19 protein-coding genes are annotated in these 22,404 nt (G+C 52.2%); 13 read left to right on the forward strand and 6 right to left on the reverse strand.

Annotation, left to right across the window (positions count from 1 at the left end; all coding sequences use genetic code 11):
• Positions 1-186 precede the first annotated feature (186 nt).
• Positions 187-1,389, reverse strand: a complete 1,203-nt coding sequence (locus tag D4L85_RS26540; protein ID WP_119757143.1) for a T9SS type A sorting domain-containing protein — start codon at positions 1,387-1,389, stop codon at positions 187-189.
• 483 nt (positions 1,390-1,872) lie between these two features.
• Positions 1,873-2,193 (reverse strand): putative quinol monooxygenase, encoded by a 321-nt coding sequence (locus D4L85_RS26550; RefSeq protein WP_119757145.1) that lies wholly within the window; start codon positions 2,191-2,193, stop codon positions 1,873-1,875.
• Positions 2,194-2,495: 302 nt separating this feature from the next.
• On the opposite strand from D4L85_RS26550, the gene D4L85_RS26555 reads away from it, so the two are divergent.
• The 12 genes from D4L85_RS26555 to dapA all read left to right on the forward strand — a co-directional run bounded on the left by D4L85_RS26555 (position 2,496) and on the right by dapA (position 17,174).
• Positions 2,496-4,730, forward strand: a complete 2,235-nt coding sequence (locus D4L85_RS26555; protein ID WP_119757146.1) for a transferrin receptor-like dimerization domain-containing protein — start codon at positions 2,496-2,498, stop codon at positions 4,728-4,730.
• 152 nt (positions 4,731-4,882) lie between these two features.
• Complete coding sequence (gene arsN2, locus D4L85_RS26560) at positions 4,883-5,320, forward strand: arsenic resistance N-acetyltransferase ArsN2 (protein ID WP_119757147.1); 438 nt, start codon at positions 4,883-4,885, stop codon at positions 5,318-5,320.
• Positions 5,321-5,683: 363 nt separating this feature from the next.
• Positions 5,684-7,576, forward strand: coding sequence for a phosphoglycerate dehydrogenase (gene serA, locus D4L85_RS26565; RefSeq protein WP_119757148.1), 1,893 nt, complete (start codon positions 5,684-5,686; stop codon positions 7,574-7,576).
• 456 nt (positions 7,577-8,032) lie between these two features.
• A complete protein-coding gene (locus tag D4L85_RS26570; RefSeq protein WP_119757149.1) occupies positions 8,033-9,115 on the forward strand; it encodes an aminotransferase class V-fold PLP-dependent enzyme in 1,083 nt (360 codons plus the stop codon).
• Between the two features lie 142 nt (positions 9,116-9,257).
• Positions 9,258-9,794: an RNA polymerase sigma factor gene (locus D4L85_RS26575; protein WP_119757150.1), complete on the forward strand. Its 537-nt coding sequence runs from the start codon at positions 9,258-9,260 to the stop codon at positions 9,792-9,794.
• 38 nt (positions 9,795-9,832) lie between these two features.
• Positions 9,833-10,237, forward strand: coding sequence for a hypothetical protein (locus D4L85_RS26580; RefSeq protein WP_119757151.1), 405 nt, complete (start codon positions 9,833-9,835; stop codon positions 10,235-10,237).
• 11 nt (positions 10,238-10,248) lie between these two features.
• A complete protein-coding gene (locus D4L85_RS26585) occupies positions 10,249-10,761 on the forward strand; it encodes a hypothetical protein (RefSeq protein WP_119757152.1) in 513 nt (170 codons plus the stop codon).
• Between the two features lie 56 nt (positions 10,762-10,817).
• The gene (locus D4L85_RS26590) at positions 10,818-11,741 is read left to right on the forward strand and encodes a hypothetical protein (protein WP_119757153.1); all 924 of its coding nucleotides are present in this window, start codon (positions 10,818-10,820) and stop codon (positions 11,739-11,741) included.
• A 48-nt stretch (positions 11,742-11,789) separates the two neighbouring features.
• Positions 11,790-13,664, forward strand: a complete 1,875-nt coding sequence (locus D4L85_RS26595) for a M1 family metallopeptidase (RefSeq protein ID WP_119757154.1) — start codon at positions 11,790-11,792, stop codon at positions 13,662-13,664.
• A gap of 87 nt (positions 13,665-13,751) precedes the next feature.
• A complete protein-coding gene (gene ligA, locus D4L85_RS26600; RefSeq protein ID WP_119757155.1) occupies positions 13,752-15,764 on the forward strand; it encodes an NAD-dependent DNA ligase LigA in 2,013 nt (670 codons plus the stop codon).
• Positions 15,765-15,804: 40 nt separating this feature from the next.
• Positions 15,805-16,290 (forward strand): DUF6913 domain-containing protein, encoded by a 486-nt coding sequence (locus D4L85_RS26605; protein WP_119757156.1) that lies wholly within the window; start codon positions 15,805-15,807, stop codon positions 16,288-16,290.
• A gap of 8 nt (positions 16,291-16,298) precedes the next feature.
• Complete coding sequence (gene dapA / locus D4L85_RS26610; RefSeq protein WP_119757157.1) at positions 16,299-17,174, forward strand: 4-hydroxy-tetrahydrodipicolinate synthase; 876 nt, start codon at positions 16,299-16,301, stop codon at positions 17,172-17,174.
• Positions 17,175-17,269: 95 nt separating this feature from the next.
• Here the strand turns inward: dapA and D4L85_RS26615 are convergent, their stop codons facing one another.
• A complete protein-coding gene (locus D4L85_RS26615; RefSeq protein WP_073131007.1) occupies positions 17,270-17,446 on the reverse strand; it encodes a histone H1 in 177 nt (58 codons plus the stop codon).
• A gap of 86 nt (positions 17,447-17,532) precedes the next feature.
• A complete protein-coding gene (locus D4L85_RS26620; RefSeq protein ID WP_119757158.1) occupies positions 17,533-18,789 on the reverse strand; it encodes an aminotransferase class I/II-fold pyridoxal phosphate-dependent enzyme in 1,257 nt (418 codons plus the stop codon).
• Between the two features lie 251 nt (positions 18,790-19,040).
• Here D4L85_RS26620 and accC point away from each other — a divergent pair, with 251 nt between their 5' ends.
• The gene (accC, locus tag D4L85_RS26625; RefSeq protein ID WP_119757159.1) at positions 19,041-20,540 is read left to right on the forward strand and encodes an acetyl-CoA carboxylase biotin carboxylase subunit; all 1,500 of its coding nucleotides are present in this window, start codon (positions 19,041-19,043) and stop codon (positions 20,538-20,540) included.
• 36 nt (positions 20,541-20,576) lie between these two features.
• Here accC and D4L85_RS26630 read toward each other — a convergent pair whose 3' ends face one another.
• Together D4L85_RS26630 and D4L85_RS26635 are read right to left on the reverse strand one after the other, a co-directional pair.
• Positions 20,577-21,722, reverse strand: a complete 1,146-nt coding sequence (locus D4L85_RS26630; protein ID WP_119757160.1) for a site-2 protease family protein — start codon at positions 21,720-21,722, stop codon at positions 20,577-20,579.
• On the reverse strand, positions 21,712-22,383 hold the full coding sequence (locus D4L85_RS26635; RefSeq protein ID WP_119757161.1) for an HAD family hydrolase: 672 nt from the start codon (positions 22,381-22,383) through the stop codon (positions 21,712-21,714). The genes D4L85_RS26630 and D4L85_RS26635 overlap by 11 nt, the downstream gene beginning before the upstream one ends.
• Positions 22,384-22,404 lie beyond the last annotated feature (21 nt).

Below are 22,404 nucleotides of genomic sequence, written 5' to 3' on the forward strand. Positions count from 1 at the left end.
TTGTATGTCGCCTGATTTCACTACAGCAAGTGATTTTGTTTGCGCGACAAAAAAAGGCTGCCACAAAGCAGCATCTTACATACAACGTTTTTTTTGTGCAAACGAAAAAATAGCAACAGAATCACTTCGATGTTCGATCGCAGTGAATGTCATTGAAACCTGTTTGTGGATGCGTCGCGAAAAGACTCATGGTCTTTCCGTGAAAACGATGCGGTTTAAGAAGATATCCTTTCCGCTTTTGGTTTTCAAAAAATATACACCGGGTTTGATGTCGGGCACCTGCAGTGTCTCGCGTGGCATGCGCGTGATGAATTGCGCGATGGTTCTGCCGTAGAGATCGGTGAGGGTGTGCGTGGTCTGTTCTGCCGGAATAAAGTTGAGTTGAATGTTCAACTGTTTGCTCGCCGGATTGGGAAATATTTGCACAGCGCTGGATGAAAGATATCGCACAGCAATGACGCGTGAAAATTCCTCCTTGCCATCGAAGTCCACCGAGTGAAGCCGGTAGTAGAGATTTCCGATCACAGGCTGATCGTCCGTCAGCGAATAGTTTTTGATGGTGTTGCTGTTGCCAAACGCCTTGACCTTCCCGATGTCGGCGAACGTATGGCCATCCACAGAGCGTTGAACGGCGATGTAGTCGACGTTGATCTCGGTTGCTGTGGACCAGTTTATCCGCACTTCGTCGCCCGCAACGTCAGCATTGAACTCCAACAAACGAATGGGAAGTATTACACCGCCACAAAAATCCGTCGGGCCGGAGCACGACCTCCCTTTGATGACTGCCGTGCTAGAGAGTCTGGAGGAACCTGCACCCACGGTAATATCGCCGAGAACTTCCAACGTCGAGCCGTTGGCAATATTGGCAAAGGTGCCGTCACCGGTGATCAGGTTCCCTTCTATTCTAATACTCTTGCCCGTAAAGATGGTGATCGCGCTGTTGTCTGCCAGATTAACATCTCCTTTTATGATGATCTGTGACACGGAAGAAAGCTGGAAAGACGAGCCAGCGGTTACATCTCCCCAGATCGTCAACATGCTGAGTGTGGAGGTTGTGGTGCTCAAAGATGCGGAGTTTCCGGCCGTGACGTTCTTGGGGTTTCCCGATTCGCCGACATCGAGTGTGCCCTGGACCACGATCATGTTCCATTGCATGTCTACATTGCCCACGGTATAGGATGTACCCAAAGGCACGGTCGCGGTTGTACCGGAACTCGCCAGGAATGAGACGTCCTCTCCTACGTTATCGCCAATGTTGGAACCCAACCATGTGTTTATGTCATTCCAATCGCCACTGGTGATGATCGTGGTCTGCGCTGACACAGGCAGCATGCCCATGCACAGACACAGGCACAACAGCACACGCCGGGTGACAAGATCGAGGGTCATAAGTGGGTACTTTACAAAGTCCCGCAAGGAATCTCTTCCCGCTCACTTTTCATAGTATTTTGTGTGCGTTCCTTGAGAAATATGCGAGTCCATAGGTCACCGGATAAAATCATGGCTTCCTTCCAGATGAACCGAAATTAGCCAATCGAAAACATCCCCGCTGTGGCTCCTTACCCGCCGGGATGTGTCTTTAGATGGATCGTTCGCCCATCAAGACAGTATATCAAGCCTCACGTTCAAGTGTGAAGAAGGATATAGAATTCTATGATGGAGTAGATCACCAATGCTGCACCTGTTCCCATGAAAATGAGAATCGCCTTGAGATAAGATCTATGACCTTTATTTTGCAAGCCCTGCACCAGGTACCAGAATGTTGCCGCCCAACCCAACACAACGATAAGATATTTTATAAAGGTGGCAATAACCATGGTAAAATCAGCTGTTCAAGTTATAAGAAATTATTAATCTTTCCCAACGAAAACGTTACTTCAAGCCGGCGCCACCGAACACTTTGAGGCTCATGCCCTGTGGTTTGCCCTCCAGCAACGGCATGGCTTGTGCGATCAGGCCTTTGCTGTCTTCCATTTTTAAGGAATTGTCATGATCCTCGCGACTGTCCCAGGTCTCGAACACGTGGATGTTGTCCGGGTCTTTTTCGTCTTGTGAAATGATGTACAGGTGGCATCCTTTTGCTGTCCGAACACTTTCGGCGGCCTGGAGCAGGATGGCGATCATGTCAGCTCCTTTGCCGGGTTTGGTCTTGAAACTTCCGGTGAAACCATAGCGTGTTTTTGATTCGGTCATCGTATTAGGGGGTTTGTGCCTGGATCGGCGTGAGTGATAAATTGAAAATGATCAGGAGGGCCCGCGGCAAGCCCCGTGCGAGCCGTCGATGTTCCCGGTGTTGCATTCGATTCCATTGTCCTTTGCGTTCAGAAAATCAAAACTATACGTCTCTGTGACAATCCTATGTCAGCAGCCATCTTTACAAAGCATTCTTTTCAAGAAATGTTTTTACGGCAGGTGCTCATCCCGACCATTTATATAAAACCCTGGGTTCGCAAAACCGCTTTCAGTATATTTCTCGTCTGAAAAACCATTAACCTATGAGAAAAATCCTGCTGCTATTTTTCACGTTCTCCATTACGGCCGCTTTCGCGCAACAGAAAACACTATCGGGCTATACGAAAACCTCCTCCGACCAGGAATGGGAAGCCGAGAAGAAATTCGATAGTTATCTGCAACCTGCAAACCTGGATGTGTGGATGAAACGCCTGGCCGGCCGGCCGCACCACCTGGGATCGGCCTATGGAAAACAAAACGCCGAATTCATGCGCGACCTCTTCAAAAGCTGGGGCTACGACGCACAGATCGAAACTTACAAAGTACTTTTCCCTACACCCAAAGTGCGGCAGTTGGAATTGGTCGGTCCAACTAAGTTCACCGCCCGCCTGGCCGAACCGGCGCTGAAAGAGGATGCCACCAGCGGCCAAACCAAAGAACAACTCCCCACCTATAATGCCTGGTCAGCCGACGGCGACGTGACCGCCGAACTGGTCTTTGTGAACTACGGCGTGCCCGACGACTATGACCAATTGGAACGCATGGGCATCGACGTGAGGGGTAAGATCGTGATCGCCAAGTATGGCGGGTCTTGGAGGGGCATTAAGCCGAAGGTGGCGCAGGAACACGGCGCCATCGGTTGCCTCATCTATTCCGACCCGGAAGGCGATGGCTATCACCAAGGGGATGTCTATCCCAAAGGCCCTTTCCGGCCACAACACGGCGTGCAACGCGGGTCCGTGTCGGATATGCCCATCTATCCCGGCGACCCGTTGACACCCGGCATTGGGGCCACGGAAGATGCCAAGCGCCTCGATCGCAAAGACGCTGGCAACCTCCTGAAGATCCCCGTCCAACCCATTTCATATGCCGACGCTCAACCTTTGTTAGCCGCACTCGGCGGACCTGTGGCCCCGGAGAAATGGCGTGGCGCGTTGCCCTTCACCTATCATGTGGGACCCGGCGCGGCGAAAGTGCACCTGAAACTTGAATTTGATTGGAAGCTCGTGGATTGCCACAACGTGATTGCCAAACTGAAGGGCAGCGAGCTGCCCGATGAATGGGTTGTCCGGGGCAATCACCACGATGCGTGGGTGAATGGCGCCAACGATCCCATCAGCGGCATGGTGGCGCTGATGGAAGAAGCCCGCGCGGTGAGCGAATTGGTGAAGACCGGCTTTAGACCGAAACGCACGCTGGTATACTGCGCCTGGGATGGTGAAGAGCCTTCGCTGATCGGCTCAACGGAATGGGTAGAGCACCACGCCACCGAGCTGCAACAAAAAGTAGTCGCCTACATCAACTCCGACGGCAACGGAAGAGGGTTCCTGGATGCGGGCGGATCGCATACACTGGAGACGCTGATGGATGAAGTGTCGCGCGACGTGACCGACCCCCAAACCGGCATTCCTGTCCGCGACCGGGCGCGCGCTTACAAAGCCACGACGGCCGTGGGTGCAAAAGCCAGAAAAGATATCCTCGACAAAAAAGTGTTGACATTGAGCGCACTGGGTTCGGGCTCCGACTACAGTCCCTTCTTTCAACACCTGGGCATCCCTTCGCTAAACCTGGGCTATGGCGGTGAAGACGACGGTGGCGAATACCACTCCATCTACGACTCCTACGACATGTATGTGCGCTTCAAGGATCCCAAGTTTGCCTATGGCATAGCCCTCGCCAAAACGGCCGGCCGTGCAACCCTTCGGTTGGCCAACGCGGACGTGCTGCCGTTTGATTTCAAAGCATTTTCCAAAACCGTGAACGGCTATCTCACCGAGGTGATGACCCTCTTGGACAACCTGCGCGAGTCCACCGAGGTAGAGAACCAAATGATCAAGGACAACGTGTTTGTGCAGGCGGCTGATCCGCTGATCAAATACGTCCCTCCTACTCCTAAGGACGCCGTGCCTTTCCTGAATTTTTCAAGCCTTCAAAATGCTTTGACCAGCTTGGAGAAGGCGTCCACACTCTATGCCGACCTTCGTGCCAATAATACTGTGCCGAACACCAACCTCACTACGCTGAACGAAACGTTGTATCGTGCCGAACAGAAATTGATGGCCGATGCAGGGTTGCCCAGAAGAGCATGGTATCGCCATACGATCTATGCACCCGGTTTTTATACCGGCTATGGCGTGAAGACGTTGCCCGGTATTCGCGAAGGCATTGAGCAACGTGCTTGGGCAGAAGCGCAGGAACAGATCGAAGCTACGGCGAAAGCCATCGAGCGCTACACCAAAGAAGTGGAAGCGGCTTCACGCATTTTGATGATGCGATAAAACCTTTTGGCCCGCACAACGGTTTTTCAAAATGAAAGCTATTGTGTGGGCCATTCTTCTTTGTTGCATCGCCCGCCATTTTTCAAAAAAAATTCAGTCAAGAATTTTAATGCCCGGGAAAAATGCGTGGAGAATTCTTTTACCTTTAGTCTATGGAACCGAACCTGAAGATCATCAACGATGCAGAAAGCTTTGATGTTTTCCGCAACCTGCTGCGCTCCTCCAGCCTGCCTGCCGACGACCTGGATTTCAAGCGCGACATGCTCGTGGGCTACGTGGAGGATGATGCCATGGTAGGCACCGGTGGTTTGGAAGTGTATGGTGACTATGCCCTGCTGCGCTCCCTCTCGGTGAAGCTCGGCATCCGCGGCAAAGCGTTGGGTACCACCATTACAGAACATCTCATTGAGCAGGCACGCAAAAGAAATCTGAAGGGAATTTTCTTGTTGACAGAAAACGCGCATGGATTTTTTCAGCGAAAAGGATTTGTTGTGATCCCGCGCGACGCCGTTCCCAAAGAACTGAATGCCTCCTCGGAATTTTCACACGTGTGCCCTACCTCGGCCGTGGTGATGCATCTTGCTTTGTAAAAGGCATAGTGCTTATAAGGCTGCATATAAAACCGCCCCTCTCCCTCTATTCGCTTATCTTCTCTTTGCGCATGTAATGCCATCCGAACGCATTCGACTCAGCAACCATCCCTGCCCAGCGATGTGATTCACAGCCCGATTTTAACGCATGTCATCGCGCTTCGCGGGGTTGATATGGTCTTTTACCGTGGGATGGAACGGTTTAATGTTCTGTATACTTGACTTTTGACGGGCATGCAAAAACTGCCCTCAAAGTAGCTGAAAAGCAAGAATTTGCACTAGCATTCGTTAGGCAACAAATAATTGGGCCGGGTAAATCGTAAGTCACAAATCCAAATTACATTTGCGGTTTACAACCAACCCATGAAACTGAACAAGTACTTTGTAATCGATTTCGACAGCACCTTTACCAAAGTAGAAGCCTTCGATGTTCTGGCGGACATTTCACTGAAAGACCATCCCGACAAAGAACAGCGCAAGGACCAGATCGTTTCCATCACCAACCAGGGCATGAACGGCTCCATCTCCTTCCGCGAATCGCTGGAGAAACGCCTGAACCTGCTGGCCCCTTCACAACACCACCTCGGCCCCCTCATCGCCTTGTTGAAAGACAAAGTCTCCGAATCGTTCAAGCGTAACCGCGAATTTTTTGTGAATTACGCCGACAACATTTATATCATTTCAAACGGTTTCCGCGAGTTCATCGAACCCATTGTGACCGAGTTTGGCATCAAGCCGGAGAATATCCTGGCCAACGAATTCCGCTTCGACACCGAAGGCCGGGTGATCGGCTTTGATACAGACAACCCGTTGTCGGCCAACAACGGCAAAGTGGAACAATTAAAAAGATTGAACCTGCCCGGCGATGTATACGTTATTGGTGACGGATACACCGATTATGAAATTAAACACTCCGGGCTGGCCAATAAGTTTTACGCCTTCACGGAAAACGTAGAAAGGGAAAACGTATTGAAACAGGCAGACCACATCACCCCCAGCCTCGATGAGTTCTTGTACCTCAACAAGCTCAACACGGCCATTTCTTATCCCAAGAACCGTATCAACGTGCTCTTGCTGGAGAATGTACACCCCGTAGCGATCGAACTGCTGAAATCGGAAGGCTTCAACGTAGAGACCTATCACGCTGCGCTGACCGAAGACGAACTGATCGAAAAGATCAGGAACGTTTCTGTGTTGGGCATCCGCTCGAAGACCCAGGTAACGGCCCGCGTATTGGAGCACGCCAACCGCCTGATGGTGATCGGCGCCTTCTGTATCGGCACCAACCAGATCGACCTGAAGACGGCCACCAAAAAAGGCATCGCTGTTTTCAACGCCCCGTTCAGCAACACCCGCTCCGTGGTGGAACTGGCCGTGGCCGAGATGATCATGCTCATGCGCAACATCGTGGACAAGTCCACAAAAATGCACAAGGGCGCGTGGGACAAATCGGCGAAGGGAAGCTTTGAAGTGCGCGGCAAGAAATTGGGCCTCATCGGCTATGGCAACATCGGCACGCAGCTTTCGGTCATTGCCGAATCGCTGGGGATGAAGGTGTTGTATTATGATACAGAAGAAAGACTCTCGCTGGGCAATGCTATCAAGTGCAAGTCGATGAAAGAGGTGTTGGAGCAAGCGGATGTCCTGTCATTGCACGTCGATGGCCGCGAGTCAAACCTCAACCTGATCGGCGCGAAAGAATTTGCACTCATGAAGAAGGGTGTCATCTTCATCAACCTCAGCCGCGGACACATTGTCGACATCCAGGCGTTGCGTGAGAACGTGTTGAGTGGTAAAGTGGCGGGCTGCGCGATCGACGTGTTCCCCTATGAGCCCGTGAGCAACGATGAAGAGTTTCAATCGGAATTGCGCGGACTCCCCAATACGATCCTGACGCCGCACATCGGCGGCAGTACATCGGAAGCGCAGGAGAACATCGGCAATTTCGTGCCCGGTAAGATCATGGATTATATCAACACGGGCAGCACGTCAAACAGCGTGACCTTCCCGAACCTGACGTTGCCTTTGTTGGAGAATGCACACCGGTTGATCCACATCCACGAAAACGTACCTGGAATTTTAGCAAAGATCAACCACATTCTGGCCAACCACGGCATCAACATCGTGGGACAATATTTGAAGACGAACGAGACGATCGGGTATGTGATCACCGATATCAATAAGCAATACGACAAGGACGTGATCAAAGAGTTGAGAGAAATTGATCACACGATTAAGTTCCGTGTGCTGTATTAATTTTTAATGCCACGCCTTCGTTAAAGCTTCGGCGGGCAAATAAAGAACGCTCAATGGAAAGTCATCAGGCTTTTCGTTGGGCGTTTTGCCTTTTGGAGGGGAAATAAAAAGCCCACTGGGTTTGGGGAGGTGTTTCTGAACCCCCTAAAGACAAGTTTTGAGCTGCCGGCATCCGCAACCTTCTTCTGTTAACCTGCTTTTTGGGCGAGGTCCGCCAATTGGCGGATGAAGCCTGATTTTGGACGAAAGCTTCACTCGGTATTGTTTATAATGTTAGGTTCAGCAAACGTGTCCCAAACCCGAGTGGGATTTGGTGCAACTTAGAAAAAACATGCTTTTGCGCCAACCTTGATCCGGAAGAATTTTTGTGTATGCTTTTCCTGCCGGTGGTGGTCATCGATTGCACCCCGCAGATGCAGACGGTATCAATATCTTTTTTAGTTTTGTTGCCGCATTATGAACCCGACTATAAATTTCACCCCCGGCCCATCCCAACTCTACTTCACGGTAGAAGACCACATGCGCACCGCCTTCCGCGAAGGCATTCCGTCGCTCTCGCACCGCACGAAGAAATTTGAGAGCATTTATCAGTCCACGGTAGAAGGCTTGCGCGCGTTGTTGGGCATACCCGCGGGCTATCATTTGTATTTCACGGGTTCCGCCACGGAGATCTGGGAACGGATCATCCAAAACCTGGTGGAAGAAAAGTCTTTTCACCTGGTGAACGGCGCGTTCTCAAAACGCTTCTTCGAAGTGTCGCAGCAATTGAACCGAAAGCCCGTCAAGCTGGAGGCCGCACAAGGCCAAGGCTTCGATGCTCATTTCAAGGCGCCAGCGGGCACGGAGTTGATCGCGCTTACACACAACGAGACCAGCACGGGCGTGATGCTGCCCCTGGATTTTTTCCGCACCGTGAGAACCAACCATCCGAACGCGTTGCTCGCCGTGGATGCTGTATCGTCATTGCCTTTCCCTGAATTCGATTTTTCGCTGCTGGATTCTGTTTTCTTTTCGGTTCAAAAAGGATTTGGTCTTCCCGCAGGACTGGGTGTCTGGCTGGTCAACGACGCGTGTGTGGCCAAGGCCGAGCAGTTGCTCTCCAAGGGCCTATCCATCGGTTCGTATCACACCATCCCAAGCCTGCATACACACGCCTTGAAATATCAAACGCCCGAGACACCGAATGTGCTGGGCATCTACCTGCTCGGAAAAGTGGTGGAAGACATGAACCGCAAAGGCATCCATGCCATCCGCCATGAGACCGAATACAAAGCCGCTGTGTTATACCAGGCCTTGTCTGAAAATGCAGCCATCAGCCCTTTGGTGAAAGATAAAGCGTTTCGATCGAAAACGGTGATCGTGGCCGACACCGGCGAACACACCGAGCGCATCACCAAGATGCTCCTGGAAAAAGGCATGCAACCCGGCGACGGCTATGGCGCCGCCAAGAAAACACAACTCCGGTTTGCCAACTTCCCCACCCACGCCAAGGAAACGTTCGAATGCCTGGCCGACATGCTGGTGGCCTACAAGCCTTAGACCCTCCGCACGCTCAAAAGCTTTATTACGCGCTCTGTGGGAAAGAAATTCAATCCCCGAAACGGGTTTGAAAAGAATTAACGCGTATTTTTAAACCTTACAACCGCGCCTGAGTCTAAGCTCCAATTGATGCCTTTCTTCCTTGGAAGACAAAGAACTGTTACTCAAACTGCGAAATTCGGAAACCCGTAATTATGGGTTCAACTTGCTCGTGCGCGAATATCAGAGGCGGGTGTACTGGCATGTCCGCAAAATGGTGATCGACCACGACGATGCCGACGACATCACCCAGGAAGTCTTCATCAAGATCCACAAACACATCGACAGCTTTCGCGAGGATGCCCAGCTCTACACCTGGATCTATCGCATTGCCACCAACGAGTGCCTCACCTTTCTCCAACGCAAAAAACGCCGCTTCTTTTTACCCATCGGCGATGTGGAAGGCGAGCTGACGGCCAAGCTGGACAGCAACCCCACCCTCACCGGGGACGAGATCCAGTTGAAATTGCAAAAAGCCCTCTTGAAACTGCCGGACAAACAACGGCTGGTGTTCAACATGAAATACTTCGACGACATGTCCTACGAACAGATCAGCGAGATCACCGACACCACGGTGGGCGCGCTGAAGGCGAGCTATCACCACGCGGTGAAGAAAATTGAAGATTATTTATCAGAATGATTAAACTTTTAAGAGATTAAGATGTCAAACCCCCGATCATGAAAAAGCTTGAAGATATTCCGAAAAAAGAGGTTTTCGACGTCCCCGAGGGATACTTCGAGAAGCTGCCGGGCATGATCCAGTCGCGGGTGGGCAGATCCGCCGCCATCGGCCGCCCGGTTTGGGTCTATGGCCTGCGCTACGCCCTGCCCGCCGTGATCCTCCTGGCCGTGGCTATTTTTTGGTACGAGCGATCCTCTGCCGACCATTCCCCTGAAGGCCTGCTGGCCTCCGTCCAAACCGAAGAACTGGTGGCGTACCTGAACGACACCGACCTGACCACCGACGAGCTGCTGGAGCAGGTGCACCTCGATGGCGTGGACGCCAGCGAAATTGAAAGCGACGTCTACGGCCTGAACATCAGCGCCGACGACCTCGACACCATTTTAGACGATATCGATTAAAGTTATACGAGATGAAGGCGATTCTAGGAATCTTATTGACGATCATCCTGCTGCCCGCCTGGGCGCAAGAGGACGAACTTCCCCCCGCAACCGACACCAAGGCCCGCAACAAAATACAGGCCGCACGGGTGGCCTACATTACCGATCAGCTCCAGCTCACGCCGCAGGAAGCCGAGAAGTTCTGGCCCATCTACCGCGAGTTTGCCGAACGCCGCAAGGCCCTGCGCCAGCAACTGAGGGAAGCCAAGCAAAACCCCACCCCCGACCAAAACCAGGAACAAAACGGCCAAGCCGCCCTGGATGCCCAGTTCAAGATAAAGCAACAGGAGCTGGACCTGGAAAAAGATTACTCCGGCCGCTTGCTCAAAGTGATCTCGGCCCAAAAACTGCGCACCTTGCCCGACGCCGAGCGAAGGTTCCGGCAAATGATCCTCGACCAGATCCAGCGACGGCAAATGCAACAGGAAAGACGACAAAACCTGCGCGATCAGCAACAACAACGCCTTCAGCAACGAAACAACTAATCTGATCTAACACGCAGGACATGCATTGGTGTAGAAGATGGCTCTTCACTATCCTAATGTCTGCTTCCGGGGGCACCTTGTTTGCCCAGGAGGCAGATTCGCTTTTACTATCCCGTGTAGACGATGCGTTGACCTTTGAAGATTCGTTGACCATCTTCAACCTCATCGACAGCCTGCTCACCTATGGCGAACCGATCCGCTCGCAATTTGCCGTGCGCATGGGATACAACAGCAACGTGCTTTCAGCAGGCCGCACGTTGGGGATCGAGAATTTCGGGTTGGCGCCCGGCGTCTCGTATTATCACAAGTCGGGATTGTTTGCGGACGTGTCGGGATTTTGGAGCAAGGATTTTGTGCCTTCCTACTACCTCACCATCGCATCGGCCGGCTACATGCACAGCTTCTCGAAGGCGTTCTCCGTCATGGGCGAATACGACCGGTATTTCTACAACACCCCCAGCGACAACGCCTACATTCCGTACAAGAACACGCTCTCCGTCACGCCGATGCTCGAGTTCAAGCCCGTGCTGCTCAGCTTGAATTACTCCTATTATTTTGGCGATGCCCATGTGCACCGCATCATGCCGGGGGTGAGCGTTATCCTGGAAAAGAAAAATTTCAAAGGGATCGACCGCATCGCCATCTCCCCTTCGTTCTTTGCTTTGCTGGGGAACGAAACCCTCACTTCGATTGACTATGTGGCGCCCAAGTCGCTGCGGGAGGCCATTCAGAATTTCAGGCAATACGGCACCACCTACAGCCTGGTGCAGACCACCACCAATGTGTTTGGGGTGATGAACTATGCGATCAGCGTTCCGCTCTCGGTAGGTTTTAAAAACTGGGGATTTGCGTTCATGTATACCTACAATATCCCGAAGGCATTGCCGGGCGAACCGCTCACCCTTTCGGAAAGCTCGTTCCTTTCCGGCAGCCTCACCTATTTCTTTAAGGGGTTCAGGAAGAATAAATTCCCTTTGTAACCTACCGGGTTTTCAATATTTTGCGCACGTTATTCAAACGTGTGCGGAATGTTAAAATTTGCGAGTGCCTTTCTTATTTTCTTCTTTTTCACCATCATCCACCCCATTTCAGCACAGGATTACCGCTGGCAGCAGCGCGTGGAATACACCATGGACGTGCAACTGGATGTGAAGACGCACAAGGTCACCGGCACGCAAAAGCTCGTGTATTACAACAACTCCAAAGACACGCTCAACAAAGTCTACTACCACCTCTACTTCAACGCGTTCCAGCCGGGCAGCATGATGGACGTTCGCTCGCGTAACTATCCGGATCCCGACCCCCGCGTGAAGGACCGCATCTTTTATCTGAAAGAAAACGAGATCGGCTACCAGCACATCCAAAGCCTGAAACAAGACGGCAAGGACGTGGGCTATCTCGTGGACGGCACCATCCTGGAAGTGACGCTTGCCAAACCGATCCTTCCCAACACCAAGACCGTGTTCGACATGAAGTTCGACTCGCAAGTGCCCATCCAAATCCGGCGCTCCGGCCACGACAACAAGGAAGGCATTGCCTATTCCATGACCCAATGGTATCCCAAAATGGCCGAGTACGACTACCGCGGCTGGCACGCCTACCCCTATGTGGCCCGCGAATTTCACGGCGTCTGGGGCGATTTCGATGTGAAGATCACCCTCGACCCCACGTTTGTGGTGGCCGGCACCGGCAAACTGATGAATGCCGACAAGATCGGCTATGGCTATGAGAAAGCGGGCACCACCGTGAAGCGCCCCGAGGGAAACCTCACCTGGAATTTCGTGGCCAAGAACGTGATCGATTTTGCCTTTGCCGCCGACCCCGACTACACCCACGACAAAGCCCAGGTGCCCAACGGCCCCGAAGTGCATTTCTTTTATCAAAAAGGCGAAAAAACGACCGAGAACTGGGCCAAGATGGAACCCTATGCCGTGCAGCATTTCGAGTTCATGAACAAGACCTTTGGCAAATACCCCTACGACACCTATTCCATCATCCAAGGTGGCGACGGCGGCATGGAATATCCCATGTGCACGTTGATCATGGGCGAAGGAACCTTTGCTGCCCTGGAAGGTGTCATGTCGCACGAAGTATCGCACAGTTGGTTCCAGGGCGTGCTGGCCTCGAACGAATCGCTCTATCCCTGGATGGATGAAGGCTATACCGATTTTGCCAGTCACGAATCCAAAGCCGCGTTGTTCAACACGCCGGTGGCGGAGGCACACCAGGGAAGTTATACCGGATATTTTACGCTCATCAAACGCGGCCTGCAGGAACCCATCAGCCAGCATGCCGACCACTACAACACCAACACCGGCTACAGCACGGCAGCCTATTCCATGGGTACCATCTTCCTTCACCAATTGAAGTATGTCATCGGCGAAGAGAATTTCTACAAAGGCATGCGTCAATACTACAACACCTGGAAGTTCAGGCATCCCGAACCAAACGATTTCATCCGCGTGATGGAAAAAGTTTCGGGATTGCAATTGGGTTGGTATTTGCGCTATTGGGTGTTCACCACGAAGAAGATCGATTACGGCATCCAAAGCGTTGTGGACCAGGATGGCAGCACCTATGTGACGCTGGAGCGGATCGGCGAGTTCCCCATGCCGGTGGACCTGCTGGTGACTTACAAGGACGGCTCCAAAGAAATGTTCTACGTTCCCCTCAATGAAACACTGGGCAACAAACCCGTAGAAGACAAAACCATTCCACGCACCGATCTGGAAGCGTGGCCCTGGGTGAATCCCACCTACACCGTGAAGGTGGCGCACAAAGCAGACGACATTGCGTTTGTGCAGATCGATCCCTCACAACGCATGGCCGATGTGGAGATGAAGAACAACACCATCGACATCCAGGAAGGCTTGAAAGCCTACGAAGATCCCACACAAAAGTAATTGCCGGATCGCGCGCGTTGATGACGCCCGCATGGGACATTAAACACTAAATTTTTCTAGCTTTATGGCCGAGTGTTTATGCAACCTATGAAACCCGAACAGGCAAAAGCAGAGATCGAAAAACTCACCGAAAAGATCAATCACCACAATGATCTTTACTATCAACAGAACCGCACCGAGATCAGCGACCTGGAGTTCGACAAGCTCCTGGAAAAACTGATTGCGCTGGAGGAAGAATTTCCGCAGTTCAAGGACTCCCACTCTCCCACACAACGGGTGGGTGGCACTGTGACCAAGGAGTTTGCTACCGTCTATCACAAGTATCCCATGCTCTCGCTGAGCAATACCTACAGCCAGGAAGAGCTGGAGGACTTCGACGGGCGCGTCGCCAAGGCACTCGACGGCGAGGCCTATGAATATTTTTGCGAACTAAAATTCGACGGCGTCTCCATCAGCCTCACCTACGAGAACGGTCTGCTCACCCGGGGCGTCACCCGCGGCGACGGCGTGCGCGGCGACGATGTGACAGCCAACGTGATGACTGTCCGCAACATTCCCCTGAAAGCAAAAGGCAAAAACGTTCCACCCGCCTTTGAAGTGCGCGGCGAAGTGTTCATGCCCAAGCATGCCTTTCAACAGTTGAACAAAGAGCGCGAAGACATTGGCGAAGAAAAATACGCCAACGCCCGCAATACCACCTCGGGCACGCTGAAAATGCAAAACTCCGCCGAAGTGGCGCGACGCAAACTGGATTGCTTTGCCTACTATCTGCTGGGCGACGAAACCGGGCTGAAGACGCACGAGGAAAGCATTCACAAACTCGAATCGTGGCGCTTCAACGTATCGCCTACCTACAAAAAGTGTAAGAATATTCAGGAGGTGCTCGAATATATTCAGCATTGGGAGAACAAACGCCAGGAGTTGCCCCTGGAGACCGACGGTGTGGTGATCAAAGTGAACAGCCTTGAGCAACAACGCCAGCTGGGCTTCACCGCAAAAAGTCCGCGGTGGGCCATTGCCTATAAATACAAAGCCCAGAGCATCAGCACGCGGCTGAACGGCATCACCTACCAGGTGGGCCGCACCGGTGCCGTGACACCAGTAGCCGAACTGGAACCCGTTTTCCTGGCCGGCACCACCGTGAAGCGCGCGTCGCTTCACAATGCCAACGAGATCGCCCGGTTGGACCTGCGCATCGGCGATTATGTTTATGTCGAAAAGGGTGGCGAGATCATTCCGAAGGTCACTGGTGTGGAGATGGAGAAACGGCCCAAAGGAAGTGCGCCCGTGGTCTACATCGACAAATGTCCCGAATGTGGCACCAAACTCGTACGCGTGGAAGGCGAAGCCGCGTTCTATTGCCCCAACCTCGACGGCTGTCCACCCCAGATCAGGGGGCGCATCGAACATTTTATCCAGCGCAAGGCGATGGACATCGACTCGCTGGGTGAAAAAACGATCGAGCAACTGCACCTGCTTGGGCTTGTAAAAAGTCCCGCCGATCTCTACGACCTGAAGAAAGAAGACTTGCTGCGCCTGGAGGGTTTCAAGGAGAAATCGGCGCAAAATCTGTTGGCCGGCATCGACAAATCGCGCGAAGTGCCGTTTGAGAGTGTACTGTTTGCCATCGGCATCCGCTACGTGGGCAAGACGGTGGCCGAAAAGCTGGCGCGCTATTTCAAGACCATCGAAAAGGTAGCCGCCGCCTCCAAAGAGGAATTGCTGGCCGCCCCGGAGATCGGTGAAAAAATCGCCCAAACGGTTTTTGATTACTTCCGAAACCCGGAAAGTCAGCGAGAGATCGCGCGCCTCAAAGCGGCCGGTCTCCATTTTGAAAGCACGGCTAAAGAACCCGAAAAGGAAAGCGATGTGCTCGGAAACAAGTCGTTCGTGATCTCGGGTGTTTTTGAGAAGTACGAACGGGAGGAATTACAGGAGATCATCCTCAAGAATGGCGGCCGGGTGCTGTCTTCTGTTTCCGGAAAGTTGGATTATTTGCTGGCAGGTGATAATATGGGGCCTTCAAAGCGCGAGAAGGCGGAAAAACTCGGTGTGACGATTATTTCCGAACTGGATTTTGAAAAATTGATGAAAGGATAAATAACCTCTAGGACTCTTGATAAAGCTGAATTTTCTAAAAATGAGGACGGACCGGTTGCTGAAAAAAAATAAGGCAGTCCGGAGTACCGTATCGTATAAAAAAGCGGAGAAGATCGGCATTATTTTCAGCGTAGAGGATAAACCCAAGCACGACACGGTAAAAGAACTGGTCCGTAAATTCGAACAGGATGGCAAGCAGGTAGAGGTGCTGGAGTTTCTACCCAACAACAAGGACAACTACGAATTCAAATTCAACTTCTTCTCCGAAAAGGACCTCTCCCTATTGGGCCACATCACCTCGCCGGACGCCATCAACTTTGCGGAGGTCCCGTTCGACTTTTTATACTATCTCGACACCACGCCCAATCCGCTGGTGCTCAACATCCTGGCGCGCAGCCAGGCCAAGTGCCGCGTAGGATGCGCCTGGGAAGACGGCCTCCCGTATTTTGAATTCATGATCGATTCCCTGAATGGCCTCCGGGAAATGATCGACAGCATGTACAAGTACACAACCCAATTAAAATAAGCGAAAAAATGAAAAAACTTTACGGAACAGGCGTGGCACTGGTCACGCCGTTTACGGAGACCTTAGCGGTAGACTACAAGGCCTTAAAAAAACTTCTTCAGCACACCGCCAAGGGTGCCGACTACTATGTGGTGATGGGCACCACAGGCGAGTCTGTTACCTGTTCGGATGAAGAAAAGGCCAAGGTGCTCCAGTTCGTAAAGGATAACAATCCCAAAGGCCTTCCCATCGTCTATGGCATCGGGGGCAACAATACGGCTCACGTCGTCGACGAGATCAAAGCCGCGGACCTCCGGGGCGTGACGGCCATCCTGTCGGTGAGCCCCTATTACAGCAAGCCCTCGCAGGAAGGCATTTACAGGCATTATAAGGCCGTGGCCGATGCCAGCCCCATTCCGGTGCTGCTCTACAACGTTCCGGGCCGTACGGGCTCTAATGTGACCGCAGAGACCACTTTGCGGCTGGCCGGGCACAAGAACGTCATCGGCGTAAAAGATGCCTGCGGCAGCATGGAACAGTTCCTGAAGATCGCGAAAGAAATGCCGAAGGATTTCCTGCTTATTTCGGGTGATGATATGTGGGCGCTCCCGGTATATGCCCTGGGCGGAAAAGGCATCATCTCCGTTTTGGCCAACGCCTATCCACAGATCTTCAAGAAGATCAAGGAGCACGCCTTTGCCGGGAGTTTCCCGAAAGGCGCCCTGGAGCAAGCAAAATTGCTGGAAATCAATGGCCCGATGTACGAGGAAGCCAATCCCGTGGGCATCAAATATGTATTGTCGAAGATGGGCATCATCGCCCCCCACGTGCGCCTTCCGCTGGCGGGTCCTTCCGAAGGGCTGAAAACAAAGATCGACCTGTTGATGGCCGACATCAAGAAATAAGATCTATTCAAAAACGCCCAAAAAATAAGGGATAACTTTCTTCAAGTTATCCCTTTATATTTTTGTTTCCGGCGAGCTGGATAAGCTGGGGTGGCTTAGGCTTTATTCTTTATATCCTGAACCTCAGAACGAATAGCTTGAGCAAGGTTTTTCAGATCTTGCATACCCTTTCTTACACGGGTGCCAGCGGCGCTGTTGCCTTTATTATAGAATTTGTCAGCATCTCCTTCAAGCGAAGCAATGAGATTCTTGAGCTCTTCAAACTTTTGCATTTTATTAGAGTTTTAGGATTAAAAATTAGTTTCTTACTGCCAATTTAGAAAAAAACCTTTTAAACCCACTCAAAAAGCGGTTTTTTTTACATTCCCTTGGTCACCGACACCAACACTTCTTCCTTGTAGAACCCGTTGTCGAGCTTCTCTTTCAGCTTGGAGAAGGCGCTCAAGGTCATCTCTACGTCGGCCAGGGTGTGGACGGCGGTCGGGATGATCCGGAACATGATAACATCCTTAGGAACAACAGGATAGATCACCACCGAACAGAAAATATTGAAGTTTTCGCGCAAGTCCATCGACATGTTGGCAGCTTCGCCCACACCGCCTTTGAAAAGCACGGGCGTAACGGGCGATGTCGTGGTGCCGATATTGAAGCCACGGGCCTTTAAACCGTCCTGCATGGCGTTTACGATCTTCCAGAGGTTATCCTTCAATTCGGGGTTCTTCTTCAACAATTCCAGGCGCTTCATGGCACCGATCACCAGTGGCATGGGAAGGCTCTTCGCATAGATCTGCGAACGTACGCTATAGCGGAGATACTTGAGGATCCTCTTGTCGCCGGCCACAAATGCGCCAATGCTGGCCATGGATTTTGCGAAGGTGGAGAAGTACAGATCCACTTCATCCTGTACGCCTTGCTCTTCGGCTGTGCCGGCACCTGTCTTGCCCATCGTGCCAAAGCCGTGTGCATCGTCGACGAACAATCTAAAATTGTATTTCTTCTTCAGGGCCACTACGCCCTTGAGGTCGCCTTGTTTACCTGACATACCGAAAACGCCTTCGGTGATGACCAGAATGCCGCCGCCGGTTTCGTCGGCCAGCTTGGTGGCGCGCTGGAGTTGTTTCTCCAGGCTGTCCATGTCGTTGTGGGAATAGACAAAGCGCTTGCCCATGTGCAGGCGAACACCGTCGATGATACAGGCATGTGACTCTGCGTCGTATACGATCACGTCTTTGCGGTCAACCAGCGCGTCGATGATGGACACCACGCCCTGATAGCCGAAGTTGAGCAACATCACGTCCTCCTTCTTCACAAACTCCGCCAGCTGGCGCTCGAGCTCCAGGTGGTGCACCGAGTTGCCCGACATCATGCGCGCACCCATGGGAAGACCCATGCCGTATTGCGCCGCCGAATCCGCGTCGGCTTTTCTCACTTCGGGGTGGTTGGCCAACCCGAGGTAGTTATTCAAACTCCAATTCAATACTTCTCTGCCGTTGAACATCATGCGGGGACCGATCTCGCCTTCCAACTTGGGGAAGAAGAAATAGTCGTCCGGAAGGTGTGAATACTTGGCCAGGGGTCCGGCCTCCATTCTGAGCTTTTCAAATAAATCTACCATTGCGTCTTGATTGAATTAAAATTGTGCCAAAAATAAGGAAAAAACCCAAATAACGGGCTTATACTTAGTGTCCTACGGCTAAAAAACGTCATTAAACTTACATTTACAGTGACCCATCGATCGAAATAAAAAAATCAACCCGGGTTAAGTGTGGAAATAAGGAAACAGTCACGGAATTTTAGCAAGCTTCGTGCCGTGTGATTTCGTGTATTTAATACATTTGGGATGGACTTCATTTTGCTTTTTTGATCATGCCGAAAATTAAAAAGATCCTCATCGCCAACCGTGGCGAGATCGCTTTGCGCGTGATGCGCAGTGCCCGTGAGCTGGGTATTAAAACCGTCGCCGTCTACAGCGAAGCCGATCGCTCGGCGCTGCACGTGCGCTATGCCGACGAATCGGTTTTCATCGGGCCTCCCCCCTCTTCGGAATCCTATTTGCGCATGGACAAGATCATCGCGGCCGCAAAACAAACCGGCGCCGACGCCATCCACCCCGGCTACGGATTTCTTTCGGAGAACGAAGACTTTGCCCAACTGGCCGAGGACGCAGGCATCATCTTTATCGGCCCTTCGGCGAAAGCCATCGAACTGATGGGCAGCAAACTCGCCGCGAAGGCCGCCGTCGCCAAATTCAACGTACCGCTTGTGCCCGGAACCGCAGAGCCCATCTCCGATATCAACAAAGCAAAAAAGATCGCCGCCGAAGTAGGCTATCCCATTCTCATCAAGGCCAGCGCCGGTGGTGGTGGCAAAGGCATGCGCGTGGTTGAAAAAGAAAGCGAGTTCGATGAGCAAATGGAGCGCGCCACCAGCGAAGCCAAATCCGCCTTTGGCGACGGCTCGGTGTTTATCGAAAAATATATCACCAAACCCCGTCACATCGAATTCCAGGTGTTTGGCGACCAGCAAGGAAACGTCGTGCACCTCTTCGAACGCGAGTGCTCCATCCAGCGCCGCCACCAGAAAGTGGTGGAAGAAGCGCCGTCCTCCGTGCTCACACCCGAAAAGCGAAAGCTCATGGGGGAAGCTGCCATCAATGTGGCGAAGGCCGCCAACTACTATGGCGCCGGCACGGTGGAGTTCATTCTCGACGATCACCTCAATTTCTATTTCCTCGAGATGAATACGCGCCTGCAAGTGGAACACCCGGTCACCGAAATGGTCACGGGTCTCGACCTGGTGAAGCTGCAGATCAAAGTGGCCGAGGGCGAAAGCCTCCCCTTCAAGCAAGAAGACCTGACCCTGAACGGCCACGCCGTAGAAATACGCGTCTACGCCGAAGACCCCGCCAACAATTTCCTTCCCGACATCGGCCGCCTGCAGACCTATAATCGTCCCCAGGGCATCGGCATCCGCGTAGACGATGGTTTTGAACAAGGCATGGACATTCCCTTCTACTACGACCCCATGATCGCCAAGCTGATCTGTTATGCGGACACGCGCGAAAATGCGATCGAGAAAATGATCCGCGCCATCCGTGAATACGATATCACCGGCCTGGAAACAACACTGGGCTTTTGCCTCTTCGTAATGCAACACGAAGCCTTTCGCAGTGGAAACTTCGATACACGCTTTGTCGAGAACTATTTCAAACCGGCCGTGCTGCAGCAAAGCGCCGTCGCCGAGGAAGAGCAGCTAGCGGCCGCGTTGGCGGTGATGATACAACAACAGGAAAAAGTCGCCGCACCCGGGGGTGTTTTAGCGGACGGCCAGCAAAGCAAATGGAAAAAGAACCGGCTGGCAAACTGATGCCGGTCATTCCATTCTGCAAAGAGCAACCCTGCGCTATGGGTTCTTCATGAGCAGGTTGAGTTCCAACGGTGCGGGGCTGAAACAAAGCACAAAGATGATCAGGGCGATCCAGCCCAACACCACGCGTTTCTCGTCGAGCGGCTCTTCGATCTCGGATGGAGGATGTTGTATACCTACAAATCTGCCCAGCAAAAGCGCGAACAGTAAAAATCCTGAGTATCCTTGCAGCGAGGGCATCAACCGCGCGAGGGTGAACAACACAGCAAACATCAGCAAAGCATACATGAGCGTATCGCGCTTTGACAGCCGGAGTCCCAGGAATGCGGAATACAGTATGAAGATCGCTATGGGCACCGCCGTAATCAGCTTTTCATTTGGATAGTCGGTGGGATTGAGCACGCCCAGGCCCGAATAGAAAGTAAAGGCAATAAAAAATACGGTGGCAATGATCTTGTGCCGTTGGTAGCCAAACAACCCATAGACTACGTGCCCGCCGTCGAGTTGGCCGATGGGAAGCAAGTTCACGAAAGTGAAAATCAATGCCAGAAACCCGGAAAACAACAGCGGGTAGTGCATCAGCTCGTGGGGGTTGGGCACGCGCGCCGGATCGGCCACGTAGGTCTCGAAGAACCAGAAGATCAGGTTTTTGCCGATCACGACATCAATGACCGGCGTGTCGGTGGGCTGATATACCTTTTCGGCGTAGTTCAATCCATAGGCCTTGTATTCGGGGTGGACCTGGAAAATATATTCCGGCTCGGGCAAGTGGGTGAATCCATAAAACAAAACGATCATCGCCATGACAAACCCCGCCAACGGGCCGGCTACACCAATGTCGAAGTTTTGTTTTTTGGAGGAGATCCGCTCCTGGATCCGGATCACCGCGCCAAACGTGCCGATGGTGAACGGCATGAACGGCAACGAGGGCAGCGGGATATAAAAGGGCAGCGTAACTTTTACCCGGTGATACATCGCCGTGAAATAATGACCGAACTCGTGCACGGTGAGGATCAGTAAAAAGGGAACGGAGAATTGAAAGCCTGAAAAAAAGTCATCCCAGGAAAAGTCGCCCGCGAACACCGATTTACCAAATGAGTTTTCCGCCCCGGCCAGGGTGGTGGTGATGACTGTCGCAATAAATAATGCCGCCTGGATGATCCCTCGTCTTCTATTGCTCATGGAAATAGTCGAGGATAATATCGGGATGGGATACGTGCAAGGTTTTGATGCCCAAGGTGCGGGCGCCTTCGAGGTTGGACAGGTTGTCGTCGAGGAAAAGGGTCTCTTCAGCCGCCAGGTCGTTCTCGTCCAGCACTTGCTGGAAGATGTCGGCGTTGGGCTTGCGCTTTTTCATGACGTGCGAATAGTAGGCGCGGTGAAAGAACTCGTCGAGGGACGTGCTGTTGGTCAGCATATTCTTGTTGATGTGCACCAGGTGGATGTTGTTGGTATTGCTCAACAGGAAAACGCGGTAAGAATTTTTGAGGCGCTCCAAAAGTTCCAGCTTGCGCACGGGGATGCCCCGCAACATGGCCAGCCAACAGGTGTCGATCTCTTCGTCGGTGGACGTGACGCCATATACGGTTCTTACAAACGAGCGAAAATCCTCGTCGTTCATCAGGCCCATTTCATAGACCTCAAATCCTTTTGAAGAATGGAACAGGTCCGTCACCTTTTGTTTATCCATGCCGGAGAGTTTGGTGAAGGCTTGCAGGGTATGGTCGATGGAGAGATCGAGGATGACGCCGCCGAGGTCGAAGATGAGATTTTTGATGGAAGGATCGCGCTGCACGGTTTTCAGTTTTGTGTATTCAACTTCAAATATGTAACATTGCAGCACTTTTTCAAACCGCCAAAAGGA

Origin of the sequence: Chryseolinea soli (genome assembly GCF_003589925.1) — a bacterium.
In the GTDB taxonomy this organism is placed as follows: domain Bacteria; phylum Bacteroidota; class Bacteroidia; order Cytophagales; family Cyclobacteriaceae; genus Chryseolinea; species Chryseolinea soli.

Excerpts from the sequence above, each read along its gene's own strand:
- D4L85_RS26540 (WP_119757143.1), bottom strand. The coding sequence starts at position 1,389 with ATGACCCTCGATCTTGTCACCCGGCGTGTGCTGTTGTGCCTGTGTCTG.
- D4L85_RS26550 (WP_119757145.1), bottom strand. The coding sequence starts at position 2,193 with ATGACCGAATCAAAAACACGCTATGGTTTCACCGGAAGTTTCAAGACC.
- D4L85_RS26555 (WP_119757146.1), top strand. The coding sequence starts at position 2,496 with ATGAGAAAAATCCTGCTGCTATTTTTCACGTTCTCCATTACGGCCGCT.
- arsN2 (WP_119757147.1), top strand. The coding sequence starts at position 4,883 with ATGGAACCGAACCTGAAGATCATCAACGATGCAGAAAGCTTTGATGTT.
- serA (WP_119757148.1), top strand. The coding sequence starts at position 5,684 with ATGAAACTGAACAAGTACTTTGTAATCGATTTCGACAGCACCTTTACC.
- D4L85_RS26570 (WP_119757149.1), top strand. The coding sequence starts at position 8,033 with ATGAACCCGACTATAAATTTCACCCCCGGCCCATCCCAACTCTACTTC.
- D4L85_RS26580 (WP_119757151.1), top strand. The coding sequence starts at position 9,833 with ATGAAAAAGCTTGAAGATATTCCGAAAAAAGAGGTTTTCGACGTCCCC.
- D4L85_RS26585 (WP_119757152.1), top strand. The coding sequence starts at position 10,249 with ATGAAGGCGATTCTAGGAATCTTATTGACGATCATCCTGCTGCCCGCC.
- D4L85_RS26590 (WP_119757153.1), top strand. The coding sequence starts at position 10,818 with ATGTCTGCTTCCGGGGGCACCTTGTTTGCCCAGGAGGCAGATTCGCTT.
- D4L85_RS26595 (WP_119757154.1), top strand. The coding sequence starts at position 11,790 with ATGTTAAAATTTGCGAGTGCCTTTCTTATTTTCTTCTTTTTCACCATC.
- ligA (WP_119757155.1), top strand. The coding sequence starts at position 13,752 with ATGAAACCCGAACAGGCAAAAGCAGAGATCGAAAAACTCACCGAAAAG.
- D4L85_RS26605 (WP_119757156.1), top strand. The coding sequence starts at position 15,805 with ATGAGGACGGACCGGTTGCTGAAAAAAAATAAGGCAGTCCGGAGTACC.
- dapA (WP_119757157.1), top strand. The coding sequence starts at position 16,299 with ATGAAAAAACTTTACGGAACAGGCGTGGCACTGGTCACGCCGTTTACG.
- D4L85_RS26615 (WP_073131007.1), bottom strand. The coding sequence starts at position 17,446 with ATGCAAAAGTTTGAAGAGCTCAAGAATCTCATTGCTTCGCTTGAAGGA.
- D4L85_RS26620 (WP_119757158.1), bottom strand. The coding sequence starts at position 18,789 with ATGGTAGATTTATTTGAAAAGCTCAGAATGGAGGCCGGACCCCTGGCC.
- accC (WP_119757159.1), top strand. The coding sequence starts at position 19,041 with ATGCCGAAAATTAAAAAGATCCTCATCGCCAACCGTGGCGAGATCGCT.
- D4L85_RS26630 (WP_119757160.1), bottom strand. The coding sequence starts at position 21,722 with ATGAGCAATAGAAGACGAGGGATCATCCAGGCGGCATTATTTATTGCG.